Here is a 23,618-nt window from a genome sequence, read left to right on the forward strand (position 1 = left end):
GGGTAACCGGGCTCCCATGGGTGACATCCTGGTCGGCGCCTGCTCCTGGACGGACCGCCGGCTCGTGACGAGCGGCTGGTATCCGCGCGGACGGCGCGACGCCGAAGGGCGGCTGCGCCACTACGCCGAGCGGCTGCCCGTCGTCGAAGTGGACTCCGGTTACTACGCGCTGCCGCGCCGCCGCAACAGCGAATTGTGGGTGGAGCGCACCCCTGACGGCTTCCGCTTCGACGTGAAGGCGTTCTCCCTGCTGACCGGGCACCCCACCCGCCCCGAGGCGCTCCCGGCCGACCTGCGCGGCCGGGCGCCCGCACGCGGACCGGCGGACCCCGCCCTGCTGGACGAGGTGTGGGGCCGCTTCGCGGAGGCGATCGACCCGTTGCGCGCGGCCGGACGCCTGGGCGCCGTGCTGTTCCAGTTCCCGCCCTGGTTCACCCCCGGCGCCCCGGCCGAACGCACCCTGGAGGACTGCGCGCGACGCACCGAGGGCTGGCCGCTCGCCGTGGAGTTCCGCCACCCGTCCTGGTGGCACCCCGAACGCGCCGAGGACACGCGGGAGCTGCTGGCCTCCCTGGACATGACGGCGGTCGGCACCGACATGGCGCAGGGCCTCACCGCCTCCCTGCCGCCCATGGTCCCGGTCACCCGCCCCGCCCTGGCGGTCGTACGGTTCCACGGCCGCAGCGACGCGTGGGGGAGGGGCAGCAAGGAGGACCGCTTCCGCCACGACTACGACGTCACCGAACTGGCCGCCTGGGTCCCGCGCCTGCGCCGCGCGGCACGGCGGACGGACGCACTCCACGTCCTGTTCAACAACTGCTGCGGGGACGCGGCGGTGCGGGCGGCGGAGACGATGCGGGGGCTGCTGGCGTCACCGACCGGGTGAGCCGCGCCCACCCGCGACGTGCATGTCGGAAATCCGCCAGACCGGCCCCACCCCGATGTCCGATCCTTGAGCCATGCACCAGAGGATGCACACCGACACCGAACGCTGCGTGCGCGCCGTGCGGTCGAAGGACGCGCGGTTCGACGGCTGGTTCTACACCGCCGTCCTGACCACCGGCATCTACTGCAGGCCCAGCTGTCCCGTGGTCCCGCCGAAGCCGGAGAACATGGTGTTCCACCCGAGCGCGGCCGCCTGCCAGCAGGCCGGGTTCCGCGCCTGCAAACGCTGCCGCCCCGACACCAGCCCCGGATCCCCGGAGTGGAACCGGCGGGCCGACCTCACCGCCCGCGCCATGCGGCTGATCGCCGACGGCGTCGTCGACCGCGAGGGCGTCCCCGGACTCGCCGCCCGCCTCGGCTACAGCACCCGGCAGATCGAACGCCAGCTCTTCGCCGAGCTGGGCGCGGGACCCCTCGCCCTGGCCCGGGCCCAGCGCGCGCAGACCGCACGGCTGCTCGTCGAGACGACGGACCTGTCGATGGCGGACGTCGCCTTCGCGGCCGGCTTCTCCTCCGTGCGCACCTTCAACGACACCGTGCGCGAGGTGTACGCGCTCACCCCCGGCGAACTGCGCGCCCGGACCCCGCGGGACGCCTCCGCCCGCGACACCCCGGGCACGCTCACCCTGCGCCTGCCGTTCCGCGCCCCGCTCAACCCCGACAACCTCTTCGGTCACCTCGCCGCCACCGCCGTACCGGGCGTGGAGGAGTGGCTCCCCCACAGCCCTCAAGGCGTGGGCGGCGCCCCCACCGGCTCCTACCGGCGCACGCTGCGGCTCCCGTACGGACACGGCATCGTGGCGCTGGCCCCACGCCCCGACCACATCGCCTGCCGGCTCGCCCTGAGCGACCCCCGGGACCTGACCGTCGCCATCAGCCGCTGCCGCCGCCTGCTCGACCTCGACGCCGACCCGGTCGCCGTCGACGAGCAGCTGCGGGCCGATCCGGTGCTCGCGCCCCTGGTCGACAAGGCGCCCGGCCGCCGGGTGCCGCGCACGGTCGACGAGGCGGAGTTCGCCGTCCGCGCGGTCCTCGGCCAGCAGGTGTCCACGGCCGCCGCCCGCACCCACGCGGCCCGCCTGGTCACCGCGCACGGCACCCCGGTCGACGACCCCGAGGGCGGCCTCACCCACCTCTTCCCGACGCCCGAGGAGCTGGCCGCGCTCAACCCGGACGCCCTCGCCATGCCCCGCACCCGCCGCACCACCCTGACCACCCTGGTCCGCCGGCTCGCGGACGGCGATCTCCGCCTGGGCGCCGACAGCGACCGGTCCGAGACCCGCGCCGCGCTCCTCGCCCTCCCCGGCTTCGGCCCCTGGACGGCCGACGTCATCGCCATGCGCGCCCTCGGCGACCCCGACGCCTTCCTCCCCACGGACCTCGGCGTCCGCCGCGCCGCCCGCGCCCTCGGCCTCCCCTCCACCCCGGCCGCCCTCACCGCCCGCGCCGCCGCCTGGCGCCCCTGGCGCGCCTACGCGGTCCAGTACCTCTGGGCGACCGACGACCACCCCGTCAACTTCCTTCCGGCCTGACGCACCCCGAGGACTCCCCTCCGATGAGACAGCACACCGTGACCGACAGCCCCTACGGGCCCCTGACCCTCGTCGCCGACGACGGCGTGCTGTGCGGCCTCTACATGACCGGCCAGCGGCACCGCCCGGCGGAGGAGACCTTCGGCGCCCCCGACGACGCGCCCTCCGCCTTCGCCGAGACGAAGGAGCAGCTCGCCGCCTACTTCGCGGGTGAGCTCAAGGAGTTCACCGTCCCACTGCGCCTGCACGGCACCCCGTTCCAGCGCCGGGTGTGGGAGCAGCTGACGCGCATCCCCTACGGCGAGACCCGCACCTACGGCGAACTCGCCGCCCTCCTCGGCAACCCCAGGGCCTCCCGCGCGGTCGGCCTCGCGAACGGCCGCAACCCGGTCGGCGTCATCGTCCCGTGCCACCGGGTCATCGGCTCCACCGGAGGCCTCACCGGCTACGGCGGCGGCCTGGACCGCAAGCGGCGCCTGCTGGACTTCGAACGCGGGACGGCCCTGTTCTAGGCGGCGATCCGCCGCAGCAGCGCCGGCAGCGACGTGCCGATCGGTTCCCGTACGACCTCGTCCGCCAGGTCGTCGTACGGCGTCGGTTCCGCGTTGACGACGACCAGGCGGGCGCCGTGGTCGACGGCCACCCGGGCGAGGCCCGCGGCCGGGTGGACCTGGAGACTGGTGCCGGCCGCGATGAACAGCGTGCAGGCCTTCGTGATCGCCACCGCCTCGCCGAGCACCGTGGGGTCCAGCGCCTCGCCGAACATCACCGTCGCCGGTTTGAGGACGCCGCCGCAGTCCGTGCAGGGCGGGTCGTCCTCGCCGGCCGACAGGCGGGCCAGGGCGTCCTCCATCGGGGTCCGCGCCCGGCAGGTGGTGCAGACGACGCTGCGCGCCGTGCCGTGGAGTTCCAGCACCTTGCGGTCCGGCATGCCGCCGAGCTGGTGCAGGCCGTCCACGTTCTGGGTGATCACCCGCACGGCCACCCCGGACCGCGCCAGCTCGGCGACCGCGCGGTGAGCGGCGTTCGGCTCGGGCAGCGCGGCGAAGGTCTCCTGCCGCATCCGCCACGACCGGCGGCGGATCTCCGGGTCGCCCATGTAGGACGCGTACGTCACGAGCTTCTCGGCGTCCGGGTCGCGGCGCCACAGTCCGGCCGGTCCGCGGTAGTCGGGGATGCCGGAGTCCGTGCTCACGCCGGCGCCGGTCAGGAGGGCGACGAGGGGCTTGCTCATGCCGCGAGGGTAGGGCGGACGGGTCGCGCGAGGCGAGCGGATTCCGGAGGGGTCAGTGCACCCGGCGGCCGTCCTCCAGCTCCGCCGTGCCCGAACCGTCCGCGAGCACGTCCAGCGCGGCCAGCACCCGGCGGCCCAGGGAGCCGGGGAGGTGCGCGGCGATCTCCTCGCGCTCCACCAGCCGCCACGACAGCAGCTCCTCCTCCTGCAGCCGGATCGCCCTCAGCTCGTCCTCGCCGAGCACACCGCCGTCGTACAGGTACGCCACCAGCGGCGGGGCGCCCGGCGTCCGCACCCAGTCCACCGCCAGGAGCCGCCCCAGCGGCCGGTCCAGGCCGATCTCCTCGGCCGTCTCCCGCCGTGCCCCGTCGCGCGGGCTCTCCCCGTCGTCCGACTCGATCGTGCCGCCGGGCAGCGCCCACCCCTCCCGGTAGTTCGGCTCGACGAGCAGCACCCGCCCCCGCGCGTCGCGGAAGAGGGCGGCGGCCCCGGCGAGGACACGGGGGAGGGAGGCGATGTAGGCGGCGAAGTCCTGGGTGTCCTGCGTGGTGGTCATGCGGGAAGGGTAACGGCGGTCGCGGACCCCGCCGGGGCGGTCGCGGACCGCCCGCCCGGGCGCACGGCAGCACACGCCGTCCCAAGATCGACACGGCGGGCGCACGCGCCGGAGCACGGCCGGCGGCGCCACGGGCTCAGGTCTCCGCCTGCGCCAGCCGCAGCGTCCGCTCCGCCAGCTCGCTGATCCGCACCCCGTCGAACCCGAGGACCGCGCTGCGCACCGTGTCCCGAAGCGGCTCCTTCCACTGGTCCGGCACGGCCGCGGCCCCGCACATCACGCCCGCCACCGAACCGGCCGTCGCGCCGTTGGAGTCCGTGTCCAGACCGCCCCGCACCGTCAGCGCGACGCTTTGCGAGAAGTCGCCGTCGCCGTACAGCAGGCCGGCGGTGATCACGGCCGCGTTCGGGACCGTGTGGAGCCAGCCGAGGCCCGCCGTCTCCCCCTCCAGCGTGGCGAGCGTGTCCTCCCACGGCAGCCCGCTCTCGTGCAGCGACGTCACCCGGCGCACCGTGCGCGCCAGCCGGCTGCTCGCCGGGATCACCGTCAGCGCCTCGTCCACCGCCCGCCGCACCGTCGGCGCCGTGAACGCCGCCGCGACCAGCGCCGCCGCCCACATCGCGCCGTACACCCCGTTGCCGGTGTGGGACAGCACCGCGTCCTTGCGGGCCAGCGCGGCGGCCCGGCGCGGGGCGCCCGGCGAGGTCCAGCCGTGCACGTCGGCGCGGATCAGCGCGCCGATCCACTCCTGGTACGGGTTGTCGTACGTCGCCGTCAGCGGCGGACGCAGACCGCCTGCGAGGTTCCGGTACGCCGCCCGCTCCGCGGTGAACGTCTGCAGGTACGGCAGCCGCAGCAGCCACAGGTCGCCGACCTGCTCGGTGCTGAAGCCGAATCCGTGCGTCTCCAGCAGGTGCAGGCCGAGGATCGCGTAGTCGACGTCGTCGTCCCGGCAGCTCCCGTGCACCCGGCCGCGCACGCAGACCCGCCACTCCGGGCGCAGCGCCCGCGCGTCGTCCTCCGTCGGCGGGCCGGGCAGGTAGTCGGTGAGCGGCAGCGCGTCCGTCGCCCGCAGGTAGCGGTCGATGCGGTCCCGCGTCCACACCTCGCCCTGCTCCACCGGCTTGCCGAGCATGTTGCCGGCGATCCGGCCCAGCCAGCCGCCGAGGACGCGGTCGGCGAGTCCGGCCCCGGTGGTCATGTCGGTCGTGACGGTCATGGGACCGGTCTACCCGTTTCGGGGCGGTCGTGTGCCGGTCCACGGGCCGGTCGGGGCATGACGGGCCCGGCGCCCGGCGGTTAGGGTCGCAGCGGCGCGACAGGCCCCGGCACGGGCGCGGGGCCCGACGAGTGAGGGGAAGGCACGTGGCGGACGCTGCGGGAAGCGGTACGCGTACGAGGCCGTCGGCACAGCGGGTGCTGGTCGCCGCGGACAAGTTCAAGGGGTCGCTGACGGCCGTGGAGGTCGCCGAGCGGGTGACGGCCGGGCTGCGCCGGGTCCGGGCGGGCCTCGAGGTCGAGGCGCTGCCGGTGGCCGACGGCGGCGACGGCACCGTCGCGGCGGCCGTGGCGGCCGGGTTCGCACGGCACGAGGTGCGGGTCACCGGCCCCCTCGGCGACGAGGTGACCGCGGCCTACGCGCTGCGGGACGGCACCGCCGTCGTGGAGATGGCGGAGGCCAGCGGGCTGCAGCGGCTGCCGGAGGGGGTCCTCGCGCCGCTCACCGCGTCGACGTACGGCTCCGGGGAGCTGCTGCGGGCCGCGCTGGACGCGGGGGCGCGGAGCATCGTGTTCGGCGTCGGCGGCAGCGCGACGACCGACGGCGGGGCCGGGATGCTGACGGCGCTGGGCGCGCGGTTCCTGACGGCGTCGGGGGAGCCGGTGCGCCCCGGGGGCGCGGCGCTCGCCGAGGTGGCGACCGCCGATCTGTCCGGGCTGGACCCGCGGCTTCGGTCGGTGGAGTTCGTGCTCGCGAGCGACGTCGACAATCCGCTCACCGGGCCGAAGGGCGCGGCAGCGGTGTACGGGCCGCAGAAGGGCGCCTCGCCGGAGGACGTGGAGCGGCTGGACGCGGCGCTGGGGCACTTCGTGAAGGTGCTGGACGCCTCCGCGCCGGCGGCGTCGCCGGGGGCGGGCGCCGCGGGCGGTGTCGGCTTCGGGGCGCTGCTGGTGGGGGCGCGGTTCCGCCCCGGCATCGAGGTGATGCTGGACGTGCTGGGGTTCGCTCCCGCGCTGGAGCGGGCGGACCTGGTGATCACGGGGGAGGGATCGCTGGACGCGCAGACGCTGCACGGGAAGGCGCCGGCGGGGGTCGCCGCGGCTGCGCGGGCGGCGGGGAAGGACGTGGTCGCGGTGTGCGGGCGGCTGGCCTTGCCGGCCGAGGCGTTGGGCAGGGCCGGTATCCGGCGTGCGTACGCCCTGACGGACCTGGAGCCGGATGTGGCGGTGTGCGTCGCGGAGGCGGGGGCGCTTCTGGAGCGTACGGGCGAGCGGATCGCCCGCGATCACCTCACCTGAGGTGCCCTCGCCCCCGCCGCCCTCACCCTCCCCGTCCCGGGGGCTCCGCCCCCGGGCCCCCGTACCGGCCCTGGCGGGCCTCGTCCTCAAACGCCGGACGGGCTGGTGGCGCCGGGCCCCCTCCGCAAGCGCCGGCGCTGAGGGTGTCCGGGCCGACCGGGGCGGCGTGGGGCCGGTGCCTCTGCCACACCCGAGCCGAGTGGGCGGCCAGGCGGAAAAGGCGAAGGGGCCCTGGACCCACACCGTGGGTCCAGGGCCCCTTGAAGCCCGCGCGCCGGCGCTACGGCAACTGCGCCGCCCTCGCCTCGCGACGGTTGTCGCGGAAGTTGTTCACCCGCCGCGCCGTCGCGAACAGCGGAATCACCGCCCCCATCACCAGCTGCAGAGCACACCCGGTCTGCAGCAGCAGCTGCCCGCTCGGCGCGTCGAAGGCCCATGCCGCCAGCAGCCCCATCGACAGCACGATCCACGACAGCATCGCCACGGCGAGGCGCCCCCGCGGCTTCGGGTACTCGACGCGGCTCACCATCAGCCAGGCCGTGCCGATGATCGCCAGCAGCGTCGCCACGAACGGCAGCTCGAGGAGCACGATCGACACGACCGTCAGCGCCCCGAAGGGGGACGGCATGCCCTGGAAGGTGCCGTCCTTCACCGTGACGCAGGAGAACCGCGCCAGTCTCAGCACCACCGCCAGCAGCACCACGATCGCCCCGACCGCGGCCACTCTCTGGTGCGCGTCGTCCGCGACCATGCCGTAGACGAGGACGAAGTACGCCGGCGCGAGGCCGAAGCTGATCAGGTCCGAGAGGTTGTCCAGCTCGGCGCCCATCGGCGAGGAGCGCAGCTTGCGCGCCACCAGGCCGTCGAACAGGTCGAAGACCGCCGCGCACAGCATCAGGATGACCGCGGTGGCCGCGCTGTGGCGGGCCATGCCGGTCTCCTGGCTGCCCGTGAGGTGCGGGATCAGGATGCCGGTGGTGGTGAAGTACACCGCCATGAAGCCGCACGTGGCGTTGCCCAGCGTGAGGGTGTCGGCTATCGACAGCCGCAGCGACAGAGGCATCTCCTCGTCGTCGTCCGCGTCGTCGGTCTTCGGCACCCAGCCCGCCTGGGTCTCTGGATCAACCACGGTCAATGCGAGTCACCCCAGCCACGGTCTTCTGGCCCACCTCGACATCGACCTCGACGCCCTCGGGCAGGTAGATGTCGACACGCGAGCCGAAGCGGATGAGGCCGATGCGCTCGCCCTGCTCGACCTTGGTGCCCTGGGGCACGTAGGGGACGATGCGGCGGGCCACCGCGCCGGCGATCTGGATCATCTCGATGTCGCCGAGCTCGGTGTCGAAGTGCCACACCACGCGCTCGTTGTTCTCGCTCTCCTTGTTGAAGGCGGGAACGAAGCCACCGGGGATGTGCTCGACCGACGTCACGGTGCCGGCCAGGGGGGCGCGGTTCACGTGGACGTTGAGCGGGCTCATGAAGATCGCGACGCGGGTGCGTCCGTCCTTCCAGGGCATGATGCTCTGCACCACACCGTCGGCCGGGGAGATGACGCGGCCCTGGGCGACCTCGCGCTCGGGGTCGCGGAAGAACCACAGCATCCCCGCCGCGAGCGCGGTGGCGGGGACGGCGACGGCCTTGGCGGCCCCCGAGCGGCGGGCGCGCAGCAGGCTCACGGCTGCGGTGGCGACGGTCGGCAGAAGCCACGGCGAGGCTCCGCGCGCGAGGCGTACGCCGGCGAGGCTGTCGCGGTGTGCAGAGGTTTGGCTGTGGGGCATGGATGACCTTCGTAGCGGATGATGCCGCGCAACTGCGGGGGACGGCGGCTTTCCGGCGATCGTAGCGGCTCCGGGCCGCAACTGGGTAAGCCAGGCAACCAAGTCGGCGGCCGAAGAGCGTATACGGGGTGTGATCCTCTTCCTCAAGAAAACACCCCGTATCCGGACATCTGACCCCTGTCAACCCTGGAATCGATACTCTTCGAGCAGTCGGCGGCCGATGATCATTTTCTGGATCTCGGCGGTGCCCTCACCGATCAGCAGCATCGGGGCCTCCCGGTAGAGGCGCTCGATCTCGTACTCCTTGGAGAAGCCGTAGCCGCCGTGGATCCGGAAGGCGTCCTCCACGACCTCCTTGCAGTACTCGGAAGCGAGGTACTTCGCCATCCCCGCCTCAAGGTCGTTTCGTTCCCCGGAGTCCTTTTTGCGTGCTGCGTTGACCATCATGGCATGCGCGGCCTCCACTTTGGTAGCCATCTCCGCCAGCTTGAACTGGACGGCCTGGTGCTGGGCGATCGGCTTGCCGAAAGTGTGACGCTGCTGGGCGTACCGGACGCCCAGCTCGAAGGCACGCTGCGCGACGCCGCAGCCACGCGCCGCGACGTTCACCCGGCCGACCTCGACGCCGTCCATCATCTGGTAAAAACCTCGGCCGGTGACGCCGCCGAGCACCCGATCGGCGGGAACGCGCAGGTCGTCCATGATGAGCTCGGTCGTGTCGACGCCCTTGTAGCCCATCTTGTCGATCTTGCCGGGGATGGTCAGGCCCGGACGGACCTCGCCGAAGCCCGGCTCCTTCTCCACCAGGAAGGTGGTCATCGACCTGTGCGGCTTGGCGGCTGCCTCTTCAGGGGAGTGTCCTTCGTCACTTCGCACCAGAACGGCCACCAGGGAGGACGTTCCGCCGTTCGTCAGCCACATCTTCTGGCCGTTGAGGACGTACTCGTCGCCGTCCTGCACCGCCTTGGAGGTGATGGCCGACACGTCGGAGCCGAGGCCCGGCTCCGACATCGAGAAGGCGCCGCGGACGTCGCCGGCCGCCATCCGCGGAAGGAAGTGCTCCTTCTGCTCCCGCGTGCCGTGCTGCTTCAGCATGTACGCCACGATGAAGTGCGTGTTGATGATGCCGGACACCGACATCCAGCCGCGGGCGATCTCCTCCACGCACAGCGCGTACGTGAGGAGGGACTCGCCCAGGCCGCCGTACTCCTCGGGGATCATCAGGCCGAACAGGCCCAGTTCCCTGAGCCCGTCGACGATCTGCTGCGGGTACTCGTCACGGTGCTCCAGTTCGGTGGCGACCGGGATGATCTCCTTGTCCACGAAGTCCCGGACGGTGGAGAGGATCTCCTGCTGGACGTCGGTCAGACCGGCGGTCTGGGCGAGACGGGCCATCGCTCACTTCCCCTGTTCGTTCAGCTCGGGACGGCCGGGCTGCTCTCCCCCAGGGCCTGAATGGCCTGGGAGGGGCCCCCAGCCGCGCTCCTTGGTGTACGTCTCGGTCGGCACCATCACCTTGCGGCGGAACACGCAGACCAGCGTCCCGTCCTGCTTGTAGCCCCTGGTCTCGACGTACACGATCCCGCGGTCGTTCTTCGACTTCGACGGCCACTTGTCGAGCACGGTCGTCTCGCCGTAGACCGTGTCGCCGTGGAAGGTCGGCGCCACGTGCTTGAGCGACTCGATCTCCAGGTTGGCGATCGCCTTGCCGGAGACGTCCGGCACGCTCATGCCCAGCAGCAGCGAGTAGACGTAGTTCCCGACGACGACGTTCTTGCCGAAGTCCGTCGTCTTCTCCGCATAGTTGGCGTCCATGTGGAGCGGGTGGTGGTTCATGGTGAGGAGACAGAACAGGTGGTCGTCGTACTCGGTGACCGTCTTGCCCGGCCAGTGCTTGTACGTCGCCCCGACCTCGAACTCCTCGTAGGTGCGTCCGAACTGCATGTCGGTCAGGCCTCCGGGATCTCGAACGTCGACGTGCGCCGCATCCCGGCGGCGCGGCCCTTGCCCGCGATGACCAGGGCCATCTTGCGGCTGGCCTCGTCGATCATCTCGTCGCCGAGCATCGCGGAGCCCTTCTTGCCGCCCGCCTCGGACGTGTAGTAGTCGTAGGCGTCCAGGATCAGCTCGGCGTGGTCGTAGTCCTCCTGCGAGGGCGAGAAGACCTCGTTGGCGGCGTCGACCTGACCGGGGTGCAGCACCCACTTGCCGTCGAAGCCGAGGGCGGCGGCGCGGCCGGCCACCTCGCGGAAGCCGTCGACGTTGCGGATCTGCAGGTAGGGGCCGTCGATCGCCTGGAGATCGTTGGCGCGGGCGGCCATCAGGATCTTCATCAGGATGTAGTGGTAGGCGTCCGCCGGGTAGCCGGGCGGCTGCTCGCCGACCACCAGCGACTTCATGTTGATGGACGCCATGAAGTCGGCCGGGCCGAAGATGATGGTCTCGATCCGCGGGGAGGCCTGGGCGATCTCGTTGACGTTGTTCAGCCCCCGCGCGTTCTCGATCTGCGCCTCGATGCCGATGCGGCCGACCTCGAAGCCCATCGTCTTCTCGATCTGCGTCAGCAGCAGGTCGAGCGCGACGACCTGCTGGGCGTCCTGCACCTTCGGCAGCATGATGCAGTCGAGGTTCGGGCCCGCGCCCTCGACGACCGTCACGACGTCCCGGTACGTCCACTCGGTCGTCCAGTCGTTGACGCGCACGACGCGGGTCTTGCCGGCCCAGTCGCCCTCGTTGAGGAACTTCACGATGGTGTGCCGCGCCTCAGGCTTGGCGAGCGGTGCGCAGGCGTCCTCGAGGTCCAGGAAGACCTGGTCGGCGGGGAGGCCCTGGGCCTTCTCCAGGAAGCGCGGGTTCGAGCCCGGTACCGCCAGGCAGGAACGCCGGGGGCGAAGGCGATCGACGGAGGGCTGTGCGGCGGAGCCGCCCGTGGGAAGGGCGGTGGCGGACGACGGGCGGGCGGTCATGCGGGGACCTCCAGGGGGTCGAGCTTGTTCGCGGTGCGGATCTCGTCGACGATGCGGCCGATGATCCCGGTGATGTCGAAGTCCTTCGGGGTGAAGACCGCGGCGACTCCCGCGGCCCGCAGCTGTTCGGCGTCACCGCTGGGGATGATGCCACCGGCGATCACGGGAATGTCCGTGGCGCCGGCCACACGGAGCCGTTCGAGCACGTCCGGCACCAGTCGGGCGTGCGATCCGGAGAGGATCGACAGGCCCACCGCGTGCACGTCCTCCGCCAGCGCGGCGTCCACGATCTGCTCCGGGGTGAGCCGGATGCCCTGGTAGACCACCTCGAACCCGGCGTCGCGGGCCCGCACGGCGATCTGCTCGGCGCCGTTGGAGTGACCGTCCAGGCCGGGCTTGCCGACCAGGAAGCGCAGCTTGCCCACGCCCAGGTCCCCGGCCGTCAGTTCCACCTTCCGGCGGACCTCCGACAGGGCGGAGCCCTCCTCGGCGGCGACCGCCACGGGGGCGGACGACACCCCGGTCGGCGCCCGGAACTCGCCGAACACCTCGCGCAGCGCGCCGGCCCACTCGCCGGTGGTGACGCCGGCCCGGGCGCACTCCAGGGTGGCCTCCATCAGGTTCTCGGTGCCGCGCGCGGCCTCCTTCAGCCGCTCCAGCGCCTTGCAGGGGCGCGGGTGGTTGAAGGGGGGCTGGTAGCGGGTGTCGCGCCAGTTCCGCAGCGAGGCGATCACCCGGGCCTCGACCGCGGGGTCGACGGTCTGGATGGCGGTGTCCAGGTCGGCGGTGAGCGGGTTGGGTTCGGTGGACTCGAAGACGTTGACCCCGATGATCTTCTCCTCGCCGGACTCGATCCGGGCCCGGCGCGCGGCGTGCGAGGAGACCAGCTGGGACTTGAGGTAGCCGGACTCCACGGCGGCCATCGCGCCGCCCATCTCCTGGATCCGCCCGATCTCCGCGGTCGCCTCGGCGACCAGCTCCTCGACCTTGGCCTCGACGACCTTCGAGCCCTCGAAGAGGTCGTCGTACTCCAGCAGGTCGCTCTCGTAGGCGAGGACCTGCTGGATGCGCAGCGACCACTGCTGGTCCCAGGGGCGGGGCAGGCCCAGCGCCTCGTTCCAGGCGGGCAGCTGCACCGCACGGGCGCGGGCGTCCTTGGAGAGGGTGACGGCCAGCATCTCCAGCACGATCCGCTGGACGTTGTTCTCCGGCTGCGCCTCGGTCAGCCCGAGGGAGTTGACCTGGACGCCGTAGCGGAAGCGGCGGTGCTTGGGGTTCTCGATGCCGTACCGCTCGCGGGTGAGGGTGTCCCAGATGCGGCCGAAGGCGCGCATCTTGCACATCTCCTCGACGAAGCGGACGCCCGCGTTCACGAAGAAGGAGATACGGCCGACCACGTCGCCCATGCGCTCCTGCGGCACCTGGCCGCTGTCGCGCACCGCGTCGAGCACGGCGATCGCGGTGGACATCGCGTACGCGATCTCCTGCACCGGTGTGGCCCCGGCCTCCTGCAGGTGGTAGCTGCAGATGTTGATCGGGTTCCACTTCGGGAGGTGGGAGACCGTGTACGCGATCATGTCGGTCGTCAGGCGGAGCGACGGACCGGGCGGGAAGACGTGCGTCCCGCGGGACAGGTACTCCTTGACGATGTCGTTCTGGGTCGTGCCCTGGAGCCTGGTGATGTCCGCGCCCTGCTCCTCGGCGACGACCTGGTAGAGCGCCAGCAGCCACATGGCGGTGGCGTTGATCGTCATCGAGGTGTTCATCTGCTCCAGGGGGATGTCCTGGAACAGCCGGCGCATGTCGCCGAGGTGCGCGACGGGCACCCCGACCCGGCCGACCTCACCGCGGGCGAGGACGTGGTCGGGGTCGTAGCCGGTCTGGGTCGGCAGGTCGAAGGCGACCGACAGCCCCGTCTGGCCCTTGGCGAGGTTGCGCCGGTACAGCTCGTTGGACGCCTCGGCGGTCGAGTGGCCGGCGTACGTCCGCATGAGCCACGGACGGTCCTTCTGGCGCTCTGTCATGTCCGGCCTGCCTCAGACGTTCCGGAAGCGGTTGATGGCGCCGATGTGGCGGGCCCGCTTCTCGTGGTCGCGCACGCCGAGGCCCTCCTCGGGCGCGAGGCAGAGCACGCCGACCTTGCCCTGGTGGAGGTTGCGGTGCACGTCGTAGGCGGCCTGACCGGTGTCCTCCAGGGAGTACACCTTGGACAGGGTCGGGTGGATCCTGCCCTTCGCGATGAGCCGGTTGGCCTCCCAGGCCTCGCGGTAGTTGGCGAAGTGCGAGCCGATGATGCGCTTCAGCGACATCCACAGGTAGCGGTTGTCGTACTGGTGCATGTAGCCCGAGGTGGAGGCGCACGTGGTGATGGTGCCGCCCTTGCGGGTGACGTAGACCGAGGCGCCGAAGGTCTCGCGGCCGGGGTGCTCGAAGACGATGTCGATGTCCTCGCCGCCGGTGAGCTCGCGGATGCGCTTGCCGAAGCGCTTCCACTCCTTGGGGTCCTGGGTGTGCTCGTCCTTCCAGAACCTGTAGCCCTCGGCGGTGCGGTCGATGATCGCCTCCGCGCCCATGGCGCGGCAGATCTCCGCCTTCTGCTCGCTGGAGACGACGCAGATCGGGTTGGCGCCGCCGGCCAGCGCGAACTGGGTGGCGTAGGAGCCGAGTCCGCCGCTGGCGCCCCAGATGAGGACGTTGTCGCCCTGCTTCATGCCGGCGCCGTTGCGGGAGACGAGCTGCCGGTAGGCGGTGGAGTTGACCAGGCCGGGGGCGGCGGCCTCCTCCCAGGTGAGGTGGTCCGGCTTGGGCATGAGCTGGTTGGACTTCACCAGTGCGATCTCGGCGAGTCCGCCGAAGTTGGTCTCGAAGCCCCAGATCCGCTGCTCGGGGTCGAGCATCGTGTCGTTGTGGCCGTCGGACGACTCCAGTTCGACGGACAGGCAGTGGGCGACGACCTCGTCGCCGGGCTTCCAGGAGTTGACGCCGGGGCCGGTGCGCAGCACGACGCCCGCGAGGTCGGAGCCGATGACGTGGTACGGCAGGTCGTGGCGCCTGGCCAGTTCGCTGGTGCGGCCGTAGCGCTCGAGGAACCCGAAGGTGGACAGCGGCTCGAAGATCGAGGTCCACACCGAGTTGTAGTTGACCGAGGAGGCCATCACGGCGACCAGGGCCTCGCCGGGGCCCAGTTCGGGCAGCGGCACGTCGTCCAGGTGGAGCGACTTGCGGGGGTCCTTGTCGCGGGTGGCGAGGCCCGCGAACATCTCCGTCTCGTCCTTGTGCACGGTGACGCCGCGGTACGACTCGGGGAGCGGCAGGGCGGCGAAGTCCTCCGGCGTGGAGTCGGGCGACTGGATCGCGGCCAGGATGTCCTTGACGGTCACGGTGTTGCCTCCGGCGACGGGCGCCCTGAGGGAGGGGCGCTGAGGGTTACGTCGGGGTGCTGCTGGGGGTGAGGGGTGCCGTCGGTTCGGCGGGTGGTGCTTCGGCAGCGCGTGGTGGCGCGGGAGGGTGCCTGGTGACGCAGGCGTCCGGACGTGCGGGTGGTGGACCCGCCGGGACTCGCCCGGACCCCTTCAACGTATGGCACGCCGTGTCAGTCGGCAAGGCACTGCGTGCCAGAAATTGCTCTCAGGTGAAATCTTTACGCCTCAGATGAGCGATGATCGATCGAAGTGCCTCGGAAACACAGGTGAAAAGCGCCCCTGACATGGCAAAACGGCCACCCCGAGGGGTGGCCGTCATCACAGCGGTGAGGGGCGGTTCAGCGCTCCTTGAGCGCCTGTTCGATGGCCTGCATGACCTCTTCCAGCGGGGCGTCGGTGCGGGCCACCGTCACCAGCACCTCGCCCTGCGCGGAGGACGTGGCCGCCGGGGGCCGCGACGGGGCGGCGGTGCGCCGGCCCGCCATGATCCCCGTGCCGAAGGTCCTCCGCACGATCGCGAAGGCGTGGTCGAGCTGCGCCTCCACGTCGCCCTGGCCGCCCGCCCGCAGCCAGCGCCGCAGCACGTGGTTGTGCGCCGTGACCACCGCGGACGCGGCGACCTCCGCCAGCAGCGGGTCGTCATTGGCGTCGTCGTCGTGCGCGTGCTCGTCGAAGTGGCCCAGCAGATAGCGGGTGAACAGCCGCTCGTAGCGGGCCACCGAGGCGATCTCCGCCTCGCGCAGGGTGGGCACCTCGCGGGTCAGCTTGTAGCGGGCGACCGAGATGTCCGGCCGCGCCGCGTACATCTTCATGACCTCCTTGATGCCCCGGCACACCGTGTCGAGCGGGTGCTCGTGCGCGGGAGCGGCGTTGAGCACCGCCTCGGCGCGCACCAGGGTGTCGTCGTGGTCCGGGAAGATCGCCTCTTCCTTGGAGCGGAAGTGGCGGAAGAACGTGCGGCGGGCCACCCCGGCGGCGGCCGCGATCTCGTCGACGGTGGTCGCCTCGTACCCCTTGGTCGCGAACAGCTCCATCGCGGCGGCCGCGAGCTCCCGGCGCATTTTCAGCCGCTGGGCGGCGGCACGCGAGCCGGCGGTGGACTCCGGCGGCTCGGTCGTGGCTGGCGTACGTACGGACTTGGCGGGCTGGGACATGCCCTGAACGTACTGCATGCGCGCGGCACGGTGCGCGTGACCGGGGCTTCCCCCGCCCCCGGGGGGCGGGGGAGGGGCACCGCGGGCGGGCGGCGGGAACCGGCCGGGGTCCAGCAGCCCGCCCCACTCGGCGCCGCCCTGGAACGGCCCGCCGGGATACCGCTCAGCGCTTGGCATACTCGCGGAAACCGCGGCCGGTCTTGCGGCCGAGGCAGCCCGCGGCCACCAGGTGCTCCAGCAGGGGCGCCGGGGCCAGACCCGGGTCGCGGAACTCGCGGTGCAGCACCTTCTCGATGGCCAGGGACACGTCCAGCCCGACGACGTCCAGCAGCTCGAACGGGCCCATCGGGTAACCGCCGCCCAGCTTCATCGCGGCGTCGATGTCGTCCAGGGTGGCGTAGTGCTCCTGCACCATCTTGACCGCGTTGTTCAGGTACGGGAACAGCAGCGCGTTGACGATGAACCCGGCCCGGTCGCCGCAGTCCACGGCGTGCTTGCGGATCGTCCCGCAGACCTCGCGCACGGTGGCGTGGACGTCGTCGGCGGTGAGCACCGTGCGCACCACCTCGACCAGCTTCATGGCCGGCGCCGGGTTGAAGAAGTGCATGCCGATCACGTCCTGCGGGCGCGAGGTGGCGCGGGCGCAGGCGACGACCGGCAGGGAGGACGTGGTGGTGGCGAGCACCGCGCCCGGCTTGCACACCTTGTCCAGCGTGGCGAACAGCTGCCGCTTGGCCTCCAGGTCCTCGGCGACCGCCTCGACCGCGAGGTCGACGTCGGCGAAGTCGTCGTAGGCGCCCGTCGGACGGATCAGGTCCAGGGTGCTCGCGGCGGCCTCGGCGGTCATCCGGCCCTTGCCGACCGACCGGGACAGCGACTTCCCGACGCGGGCCTTCGCCGCCCGCGCCTTCTCCTCGCTGCGGGCGGCCAGGACCACCTCGAAGCCCGCCTTGGCGAAGACCTCGGCGATCCCGGACGCCATCGTGCCCGAGCCGGCCACGCCCACCGAGCGCACCGGACGGCCGGAGACCGAGGGGCCGTCCGCACGCGGGGTGAGGGCGTCGTCCACCACCGTGCCGCTGCCGGGCGCCCCGTACGTGTAGAAGCCGCGACCCGCCTTGCGGCCGGTCAGGCCCGCCTCACTGAGCTGCTTGAGGATCGGCGCGGGGGCGTGCAGCCGGTCGCGGGAGGCGGCGTACATGGCGTCCAGGACCGTGCGGGCGGTGTCGATGCCGATCAGGTCCAGCAGCGCCAGCGGGCCCATCGGCAGGCCGCAGCCCAGCCGCATCGCGGCGTCGATGTCCTCGCGGGAGGCGTACCTGGCCTCGTACATCGCGGCCGCCTGGTTGAGGTAGCCGAACAGCAGGCCATCGGCGACGAACCCGGGCCGGTCGCCGACCGCCACCGGCTCCTTGCCCAGGTCCAGGGCGAGGTCGGTGACGGCGGTGACGGCGGCGGGCGCGGTCAGCACGCTGGAGACGACCTCCACCAGCCTCATCGCGGGCGCCGGGTTGAAGAAGTGCATGCCCAGCACGCGCTCCGGGCGGGCGGAGTCGGCGGCGAGCCGGGTCACGGACAGCGCGTTGGTGCCGGTGGCCAGGACGGTGTCCGGCCGCACGACGCCGTCCAGCTCCCGGAAGATCTGCTGCTTGATCTCGTACGACTCCGGGGCGACCTCGACCACCAGGTCGGCGGGCGCCGCGGCCGAGAGGTCGGTGCCGGTGGTGACCCGGGCGAGGAGCTCCTCGCGCTGCCGCCCGGTCAGCCGGCCGCGCTCGACGGCGCGGGCGGTGGAGGCCTCCAGGGCGGCGACGCACTTCGCCGCCTGGGCCTCGCTGACGTCGATGCCGATCACGTCGCGGCCGGCGGCGGCCAGGACCTCGGCGATGCCGGTGCCCATCGTGCCGAGACCGACCACGGCGACGGTCCGCAGCGGGGACAAGGGGGTGTGGGACAGGGGAGTGGCCATCGCGGGACTCCAGGAATGAGGGTGACGACGGAAGCGGCGCCCTGGTGCGCCGGAGGGCGCACCGGGTGCGTGCGTGCGGGTGTGGACCGGGCTGCGAGCGCACACGCCCGGACCGCCGGGGAAACGGCGGCGGATCCGGCCGGCCCTGTCCCGGGGCCGAGCCGTACTGCGGTACACGGGGCACCGAACCGACTGCCTCCCCCACTGCCCGAAGGGCGTGGGAGGTGCCCCCATCGGCGGCCGCGTCACCAGACCGCCGTGAGGAGGGTGCGAGTGGGTAACTCGCTCGTCTGAGCTTAACCCGCGGGTAACGAGCGCGCCAGCCCCCGGAATTGTGAGGTGGCTCCCGCGCCCGGTGTGACCGTCCTAACCTCGTCGCATGGACGAAGAGGTGCGAACGCTCACGGAGCGCTTACGGGCGGAGTCCGGCGGAACGGCGGCGTACGAGCGGCTGGCCGCCACGGACGACCACGACCTCCTGGCCGGTGTCCTCACCGCCCCCGGACAGCCGCTGTGGGCACGTGAACTGGCCGCGTTCCGGCTGGGCACGGCGGGCGACCGGCGGGCGTTCGAGACGCTGGTGCTCCTGCTCAACCACCGCGACCCGCCGCGCTGCGCCGCCGCCGCGCACGCCCTGGCCCGCCTCGGCGACCCGCGCACCGCCCGCGCCGCCGCCGCCCTCGCCACCAACGAACTCCGCGTGGCCTACGCCCTGCACCCGGTCCGCCTGCTCACCGAACTGCGCGCCCCCGAGGCGGTCCCGGCCCTGATCACCACCCTCCGCCGCCGGCTGCGCCCGCACGACCCCTACCGCAAGGTCGCGCTCGCCTGCGTGGAGGGACTGGGCGAACTCGGCGACCCCCGCGCGGAGTCCGTGCTGAACGAGGCCCTCGCCCATCCGGTGCTGGCGGAGGCGGCGGTGCGCGCCCTGGCCCGCATCCCGCGCCAGGGGGGTGCGCGCGGACGGATCCCCGGACAGCGGTAGCGGGTGACGGGCCGTCACTTCGCTGCCGGACCCCGGCGCCAGACAGATCACACGAGACCCGGCACACGCCGGGAACGGCGCGGGTCAGCCGGTGAGGCGCCGCACGTACCGCACCTCGGGCACCGTGACCCCGGCCACCTCGAAGGGCTCCTCCGCACCGTCCGCCCGGTAGCCCGCGGCCTCGTAGAAGCGGCGGGCACGGGCGTTCCCCTCGAGCACCCACAGGAACACCCGCGGCCGGCCGGCCGCCGCGCACCGGCCGGTCACCTCGGTCAGCAGGGCGCGCCCCACCCCCTGTCCGATGCGCTCGGGCGGCAGGTACAGCGCGTACAGCTCGCCGTCCCCGGTGCGCACGTCGCCGTCCCGGTACGGGCCGTACGCGGCCCACCCGGCGAGCGTGCCGTCCGCCGCCTCGGCGACCAGATCGACCACGCTGCCGTCCCCGGCCGCCAGCCGCGCCCGCTGCCGCTCGGCCTCCGTCGCGAGGTCCATCCCGTCCAGGTACTCCTGCGGGATCGTCCCCCGGTACGCGTACCGCCACCCGCGGACCCGCATACCGGCGACCGCCGCGCAGTCGTCGGCGGTCATCGGGCGGATGCGCGTGCCGGTCATTCCGGGACCACCGCGAGAGCCTCGACCTCCAGCAGGAACTCCGGGCGGACCAGGGCGGCGACTTGGACGGCGGAGGCCGCCGGGAGGCGGTCGTCGGGGAGGTGGGCGGCGCGGGCCGTGCGGACGGCCGGCATGTGCGCCATGTCCGTGACGAAGTAGGTGAGCTTCACGACGTCGTCGAAACTCGCACCGGCCGCCGCGAGACACCGCCGCAGGTTCTCGAAGACCTGGCGGGCCTGCGCCTCGGCGTCGCCCTCGCCGACGAGTCCGCCGTCCTCGTCCAGGGCGAGCTGGCCGGAGACGGCGACCAGGCGGCCGGCGCCCGTCACCACGTGCGTGTACTGGGCCGCGGGGGCCACTCCGCCGGGGGCGGGTATGCGGGTCAGGTGGGTCATGCGGGTCATCATGGCCCACCGTGCCGCGCGCCCGCCCCCGGATTTCCCCGGGTCAGACGCGGGAGCCGAGGAGGCCGTGGAGGACCGAGCCGCGGGCCGTGCCGGGGGTCGCCTTCGACGTCAGCGGCTTCGGGTCGGGCAGGGCCGCGCACACCGCGTCGGCGTCCCCGTGGCTGCCGCGCGGCACCGTGCCGTCGGCGAGATAGGCCGCCAGGTGCCGGTCCAGGCAGGCGTTCCCGCTCAGTGTGACCCCGTGGTTGCCGCCGCCCGACTCGACCACCAGGCTCGAGCGCTCCAGCCGGCGGTGCACGGTGACGGCGCCCTGGTACGGGGTGGCCGCGTCGTCCGTGGCCTGGAACAGCAGCGCGGGCGGCACCTGGCCGGTGGTGTTGATCCGCTCCGGCCGCGCCGACTCGACCGGCCAGAACGCGCACGGCGCGTTGTACCAGGCGTTGTTCCAGGACAGGAACGGCGCCCGCTCGTACATCTCCCAGTTGTCCTTGCGCCACTGCGCCCAGTCCCGGGGCCAGGCGGCGTCCCGGCACTCGACCGCCGTGTAGACGCTGTAGCCGTTGTCCCCGGCGACGTCGGTCGCGCCGAAGTTCTCGTACGCCTCGGCCAGCGGCTGCGGGTCCGCGTCGTTGACGTAGGCGGCGAAGGCCTCGGCGAGGTAGGGCCAGTAGCCGTTGTAGTAGCCGCCCGGGACGAAGGTGTCCTCCAGCTCGGCCGGGCCGACCTTCCCGCCGGCCGGGTCCTCCTTCAGCGCGGACCGCATCGCGTACCAGGCGGCCTCGATCCGCTCCGCGTCCGTGCCCAGGCGGTACGTCGTGTCGTGCTTGGCCACCCAGTCCATGAAGGCGCGGTGGCGGGCGTTGAACGCCTGGTTCTGGTCCAGGTTGGAGTCGTACCAGACGCCGGTGGGGTCGACCACGGAGTCCAGCACCAGCCGCCGCACCCGCTGCGGGTACAGCTTGGCGTACACGGTGCCGAGGTAGGTGCCGTAGGAGTAGCCGAAGTAGTTGATCCGCTCCGCGCCCAGCGCCCGCCGGATCACGTCCAGGTCGCGCGCGGCGGCGGTGGTGGTCATGTGCGGCAGCAGGTCCCCGTACTTGCGGCCGCAGGCCTCGGCGAAGGACTTCGCGCGGTCCAGGTTGGCCCGCTCCACCTCGGGCGAGGCGGGCACCGGGTCGGGGCGCACGGCGTCGAAGTGGCCCGGCACGCAGTCCAGCGCGGGGCGGCTGTCGCCCACCCCGCGCGGGTCGAACCCGATGACGTCGTACTCGGCGGCGACCTTCTTCGGCAGCGATGCGGCCACGAACCCGGCGAGCGTCAGTCCGCTGCCGCCCGGGCCGCCCGGGTTCACCAGCAGCGGGCCCTGGTACTTCCTCGCCGTGTGCGGGACGCGCGACAGCGCCAGCGTGATGGTGCGCCCGGAGGGTTCGGCGTGGTCCAGCGGCACCTCGACGGACGCGCACTGCAGCGTCGGGTGGTCGTCGGTGGCGCACTTCTTCCAGGCGGGCGCGGTGGCGCGGAACGTCTCCGGGGCGTGCGGGGCGCCGGCCTCGGCGGGCACGGCCGTGAGGCCCGAGGCGACGACGGCGGCGGCGCCGCACAGCACGGCTGCGCGTTTCTTCATGGTTCTCCCAGGACGAGGTGTCGCGGACCGCGGGGCTCACGGTTCACGCGGCATCGTCCCGGTGCGGCGCCCCAGCTGAACGTGTTCCGCCGGTTGTTGACCCGATCGGGCCGCCGGATGCGCCCGGATGCCCTCAGAGCAGCGTCAGCTGGGCCGGCGGCTCCGGCTCCGGTTCCTCCGGCGCCGGGGCCGGGACGCGGCGGGGGGCGCCCGCGCCGGCCGGGCCGATGCCGTACTCGCGGGCCAGGTCGTGCACCTGACGCGTGATCCGGCGCTGGTACCACCGGGGCGCGTAGGCGCCCTCCGCGTACAGCCGTTCGTAGCGGGCGACCAGGTGCGGATGGTGCCGGGCCAGCCAGGACATGAACCACTCGCGGGCGCCGGGCCGCAGGTGCAGCACCAGCGGCGTGACCGAGGCGGCGCCCGACGCCGCGACGGCCCGCACGGTCGCCCGGAGCTGCTCCGGCCGGTCGCTCAGGAACGGGACGACCGGCGCCATCAGCACTCCGCAGCCGATGCCGGCGTCCCGGAAGGCGCGCACCACGTCCAGTCGCCGCTCGGGAGCCGGGGTGCCGGGCTCGACCGTGCGCCACAGCTCCTCGTCGGTGAAACCGACCGACACCGAGACGCCGACGTCGGTCACCTCGGCGGCCTGCCGCAGCAGGGGCAGGTCGCGCAGGACCAGCGTGCCCTTGGTCAGGAGGGAGAAGGGGTTGGCGTGGTCGCGCAGCGCCTCGATGATCCCCGGCATCAGCCGGTACCGGCCCTCCGCCCGCTGGTAGCAGTCGACGTCGGTGCCCATGGCTATGTGCTCGCCGCGCCAGGAGGGGGACGCCAGCCGGTGGCGCAGCAGCTCGGGCGCGTTCACCTTGACCACGATCTGGCTGTCGAAGCCGAGCCCGGTGTCGAGGCCGAGGTAGCTGTGGGTCTTGCGGGCGAAGCAGTACACGCACGCGTGCGAGCAGCCCCGGTAGGGGTTCACCGTCCATTCGAACGGCATGCGGGAGGCGCCCGGCACCCGGTTGACGACGGAGCGGGCCCGGACCTCGTGGAAGGTGATCCCGCGGAACTCGGGTGTGTCGAAGGTGCGGGTCGTGACCGCCTCCGCGCCGAACAGCGCGCTGTCGGCACGGCTGTGTTCGGAGTCCGGTGAGAGGTTCTCCCAGCGCATGGCGCCTCCTCGGGGTCGCTGCGCACAGAATAGAACACATGTTCCCTTGATCGTGCGAACGACATCTTCGGTCACTTCCGGAACCCCGATTTGGGCGGCCGGGCGCGGGGGTGGTTGGCTTGCCCCGACCTTGGAGAACCGAGCCCTGGAGGAATGCGATGGCGCAGGTCGAGTCCACTACGGAGCGGATCGTCGCGGCGGACGCGGACACGGTGTTCGACGCCCTCGCCGACTACAGCGGCACCCGCGCCAAGCTGCTGCCCGAGCAGTTCAGCGAGTACGAGGTCCGCGAGGGCGGCGACGGCGAGGGCACCCTCGTGCACTGGAAGCTCCAGGCCACCAGCAAGCGGGTGCGCGACTGCCTCCTGGAGGTCACCGAGCCCACCGACGGCGAGCTGGTCGAGAAGGACCGCAACTCCTCCATGGTCACCACCTGGCGGGTCACCCCGGCCGGCGAGGGCCGCGCCCGGGTCGTCGTGACCACCGTGTGGGACGGTGCGGGCGGCGTGGGCGGCTTCTTCGAGCGCACCTTCGCCCCCAAGGGCCTCGCCCGCATCTACGACGCCGTGCTGGCCCGGCTGGCCGGCGAGGTCGAGGCGCGGTAGGTCCGATCGCCGCCAACTCCGTTCACACGAAATGGAGTTGGCGCTTCCGTCACCGGTTCGGGTGATCTCTCGACGGATCGACTCTGTGCCGTAACTCGTTGTGCTTGCTCGTAGTTGTCGCTTTTACGCGGGAATTGGCCG

The 23,618-nt window shown here is 72.7% G+C and carries 22 protein-coding genes; 6 read left to right on the top strand and 16 right to left on the bottom strand.

The genetic code is table 11. From position 1 onward, the window contains the following. The first annotated feature begins 16 nt into the window (after positions 1–16). From ACWH4W_RS17120 to ACWH4W_RS17130, 3 genes are all read left to right on the top strand, one after another. Entirely contained in the window at positions 17–886 is an 870-nt protein-coding gene (locus ACWH4W_RS17120) for a DUF72 domain-containing protein (protein ID WP_473076590.1), read from the top strand. 85 nt (positions 887–971) lie between these two features. Continuing rightward, positions 972–2,477 (top strand): AlkA N-terminal domain-containing protein, encoded by a 1,506-nt coding sequence (locus ACWH4W_RS17125; protein WP_473077525.1) that lies wholly within the window; start codon positions 972–974, stop codon positions 2,475–2,477. A gap of 23 nt (positions 2,478–2,500) precedes the next feature. Next, positions 2,501–2,989 (top strand): methylated-DNA--[protein]-cysteine S-methyltransferase, encoded by a 489-nt coding sequence (locus ACWH4W_RS17130; protein ID WP_473076591.1) that lies wholly within the window; start codon positions 2,501–2,503, stop codon positions 2,987–2,989. Here ACWH4W_RS17130 and ACWH4W_RS17135 read toward each other — a convergent pair. The 3 genes from ACWH4W_RS17135 to ACWH4W_RS17145 all read right to left on the bottom strand — a co-directional run bounded on the left by ACWH4W_RS17135 (position 2,986) and on the right by ACWH4W_RS17145 (position 5,486). Continuing rightward, positions 2,986–3,711 (bottom strand): SIR2 family NAD-dependent protein deacylase, encoded by a 726-nt coding sequence (locus ACWH4W_RS17135; protein ID WP_473076592.1) that lies wholly within the window; start codon positions 3,709–3,711, stop codon positions 2,986–2,988. The genes ACWH4W_RS17130 and ACWH4W_RS17135 overlap by 4 nt on opposite strands. A 52-nt stretch (positions 3,712–3,763) precedes the next feature. Next, on the bottom strand, positions 3,764–4,267 hold the full coding sequence (locus tag ACWH4W_RS17140) for an NUDIX domain-containing protein (protein WP_473076593.1): 504 nt from the start codon (positions 4,265–4,267) through the stop codon (positions 3,764–3,766). Between the two features lie 136 nt (positions 4,268–4,403). Continuing rightward, positions 4,404–5,486 (bottom strand): ADP-ribosylglycohydrolase family protein, encoded by a 1,083-nt coding sequence (locus ACWH4W_RS17145; protein WP_473076594.1) that lies wholly within the window; start codon positions 5,484–5,486, stop codon positions 4,404–4,406. 197 nt (positions 5,487–5,683) lie between these two features. On the opposite strand from ACWH4W_RS17145, the gene ACWH4W_RS17150 reads away from it, so the two are divergent. Further along, positions 5,684–6,784, top strand: coding sequence for a glycerate kinase (locus ACWH4W_RS17150; RefSeq protein WP_473077526.1), 1,101 nt, complete (start codon positions 5,684–5,686; stop codon positions 6,782–6,784). Between the two features lie 280 nt (positions 6,785–7,064). Here the strand turns inward: ACWH4W_RS17150 and pssA are convergent, their stop codons facing one another. The 9 genes from pssA to ACWH4W_RS17195 all read right to left on the bottom strand — a co-directional run bounded on the left by pssA (position 7,065) and on the right by ACWH4W_RS17195 (position 18,073). Further along, the gene (gene pssA, locus ACWH4W_RS17155; protein ID WP_473077527.1) at positions 7,065–7,847 is read right to left on the bottom strand and encodes a CDP-diacylglycerol--serine O-phosphatidyltransferase; all 783 of its coding nucleotides are present in this window, start codon (positions 7,845–7,847) and stop codon (positions 7,065–7,067) included. 58 nt (positions 7,848–7,905) lie between these two features. Continuing rightward, positions 7,906–8,562, bottom strand: a complete 657-nt coding sequence (locus tag ACWH4W_RS17160; protein WP_473076595.1) for a phosphatidylserine decarboxylase — start codon at positions 8,560–8,562, stop codon at positions 7,906–7,908. Between the two features lie 180 nt (positions 8,563–8,742). Next, on the bottom strand, positions 8,743–9,957 hold the full coding sequence (locus tag ACWH4W_RS17165; protein WP_473076596.1) for an acyl-CoA dehydrogenase family protein: 1,215 nt from the start codon (positions 9,955–9,957) through the stop codon (positions 8,743–8,745). A gap of 3 nt (positions 9,958–9,960) precedes the next feature. Next, on the bottom strand, positions 9,961–10,506 hold the full coding sequence (locus ACWH4W_RS17170) for a MaoC family dehydratase (protein ID WP_473076597.1): 546 nt from the start codon (positions 10,504–10,506) through the stop codon (positions 9,961–9,963). Between the two features lie 5 nt (positions 10,507–10,511). Then, entirely contained in the window at positions 10,512–11,528 is a 1,017-nt protein-coding gene (locus ACWH4W_RS17175; RefSeq protein WP_473076598.1) for an HpcH/HpaI aldolase/citrate lyase family protein, read from the bottom strand. Further along, positions 11,525–13,552 carry a protein meaA gene (locus ACWH4W_RS17180; RefSeq protein WP_473076599.1) on the bottom strand — a complete coding sequence of 676 codons (2,028 nt, stop codon included), beginning with the start codon at positions 13,550–13,552 and terminating at the stop codon, positions 11,525–11,527. Before ACWH4W_RS17180 ends, ACWH4W_RS17175 begins: the two co-directional genes overlap by 4 nt. A 12-nt stretch (positions 13,553–13,564) precedes the next feature. Beyond that, positions 13,565–14,908, bottom strand: a complete 1,344-nt coding sequence (gene ccrA / locus ACWH4W_RS17185) for a crotonyl-CoA carboxylase/reductase (protein ID WP_473076600.1) — start codon at positions 14,906–14,908, stop codon at positions 13,565–13,567. A 380-nt stretch (positions 14,909–15,288) separates the two neighbouring features. Continuing rightward, complete coding sequence (locus tag ACWH4W_RS17190) at positions 15,289–16,104, bottom strand: TetR family transcriptional regulator (RefSeq protein ID WP_471588078.1); 816 nt, start codon at positions 16,102–16,104, stop codon at positions 15,289–15,291. A 163-nt stretch (positions 16,105–16,267) separates the two neighbouring features. Beyond that, positions 16,268–18,073 carry a 3-hydroxyacyl-CoA dehydrogenase family protein gene (locus ACWH4W_RS17195; RefSeq protein ID WP_473076601.1) on the bottom strand — a complete coding sequence of 602 codons (1,806 nt, stop codon included), beginning with the start codon at positions 18,071–18,073 and terminating at the stop codon, positions 16,268–16,270. A 379-nt stretch (positions 18,074–18,452) separates the two neighbouring features. Between ACWH4W_RS17195 and ACWH4W_RS17200 the strand changes: the two genes are divergently transcribed. After that, on the top strand, positions 18,453–19,058 hold the full coding sequence (locus ACWH4W_RS17200) for an adenylosuccinate lyase (protein WP_473076602.1): 606 nt from the start codon (positions 18,453–18,455) through the stop codon (positions 19,056–19,058). A gap of 84 nt (positions 19,059–19,142) precedes the next feature. Here ACWH4W_RS17200 and ACWH4W_RS17205 read toward each other — a convergent pair whose 3' ends face one another. From ACWH4W_RS17205 to ACWH4W_RS17220, 4 genes are all read right to left on the bottom strand, one after another. After that, positions 19,143–19,670 (bottom strand): GNAT family N-acetyltransferase, encoded by a 528-nt coding sequence (locus ACWH4W_RS17205; protein WP_473076603.1) that lies wholly within the window; start codon positions 19,668–19,670, stop codon positions 19,143–19,145. After that, positions 19,667–20,065, bottom strand: coding sequence for a RidA family protein (locus ACWH4W_RS17210; protein WP_473076604.1), 399 nt, complete (start codon positions 20,063–20,065; stop codon positions 19,667–19,669). The genes ACWH4W_RS17205 and ACWH4W_RS17210 overlap by 4 nt, the downstream gene beginning before the upstream one ends. Before the next feature lie 52 nt (positions 20,066–20,117). Further along, on the bottom strand, positions 20,118–21,701 hold the full coding sequence (locus tag ACWH4W_RS17215) for an alpha/beta hydrolase (RefSeq protein WP_473076605.1): 1,584 nt from the start codon (positions 21,699–21,701) through the stop codon (positions 20,118–20,120). 133 nt (positions 21,702–21,834) lie between these two features. Further along, the gene (locus ACWH4W_RS17220) at positions 21,835–22,872 is read right to left on the bottom strand and encodes an Rv2578c family radical SAM protein (protein WP_473076606.1); all 1,038 of its coding nucleotides are present in this window, start codon (positions 22,870–22,872) and stop codon (positions 21,835–21,837) included. Positions 22,873–23,030: 158 nt separating this feature from the next. On the opposite strand from ACWH4W_RS17220, the gene ACWH4W_RS17225 reads away from it, so the two are divergent. Further along, positions 23,031–23,477, top strand: a complete 447-nt coding sequence (locus ACWH4W_RS17225) for an SRPBCC family protein (protein ID WP_473076607.1) — start codon at positions 23,031–23,033, stop codon at positions 23,475–23,477. Positions 23,478–23,618: the final 141 nt, after the last annotated feature.

The organism is Streptomyces sp. DSM 120436, assembly GCF_055778765.1.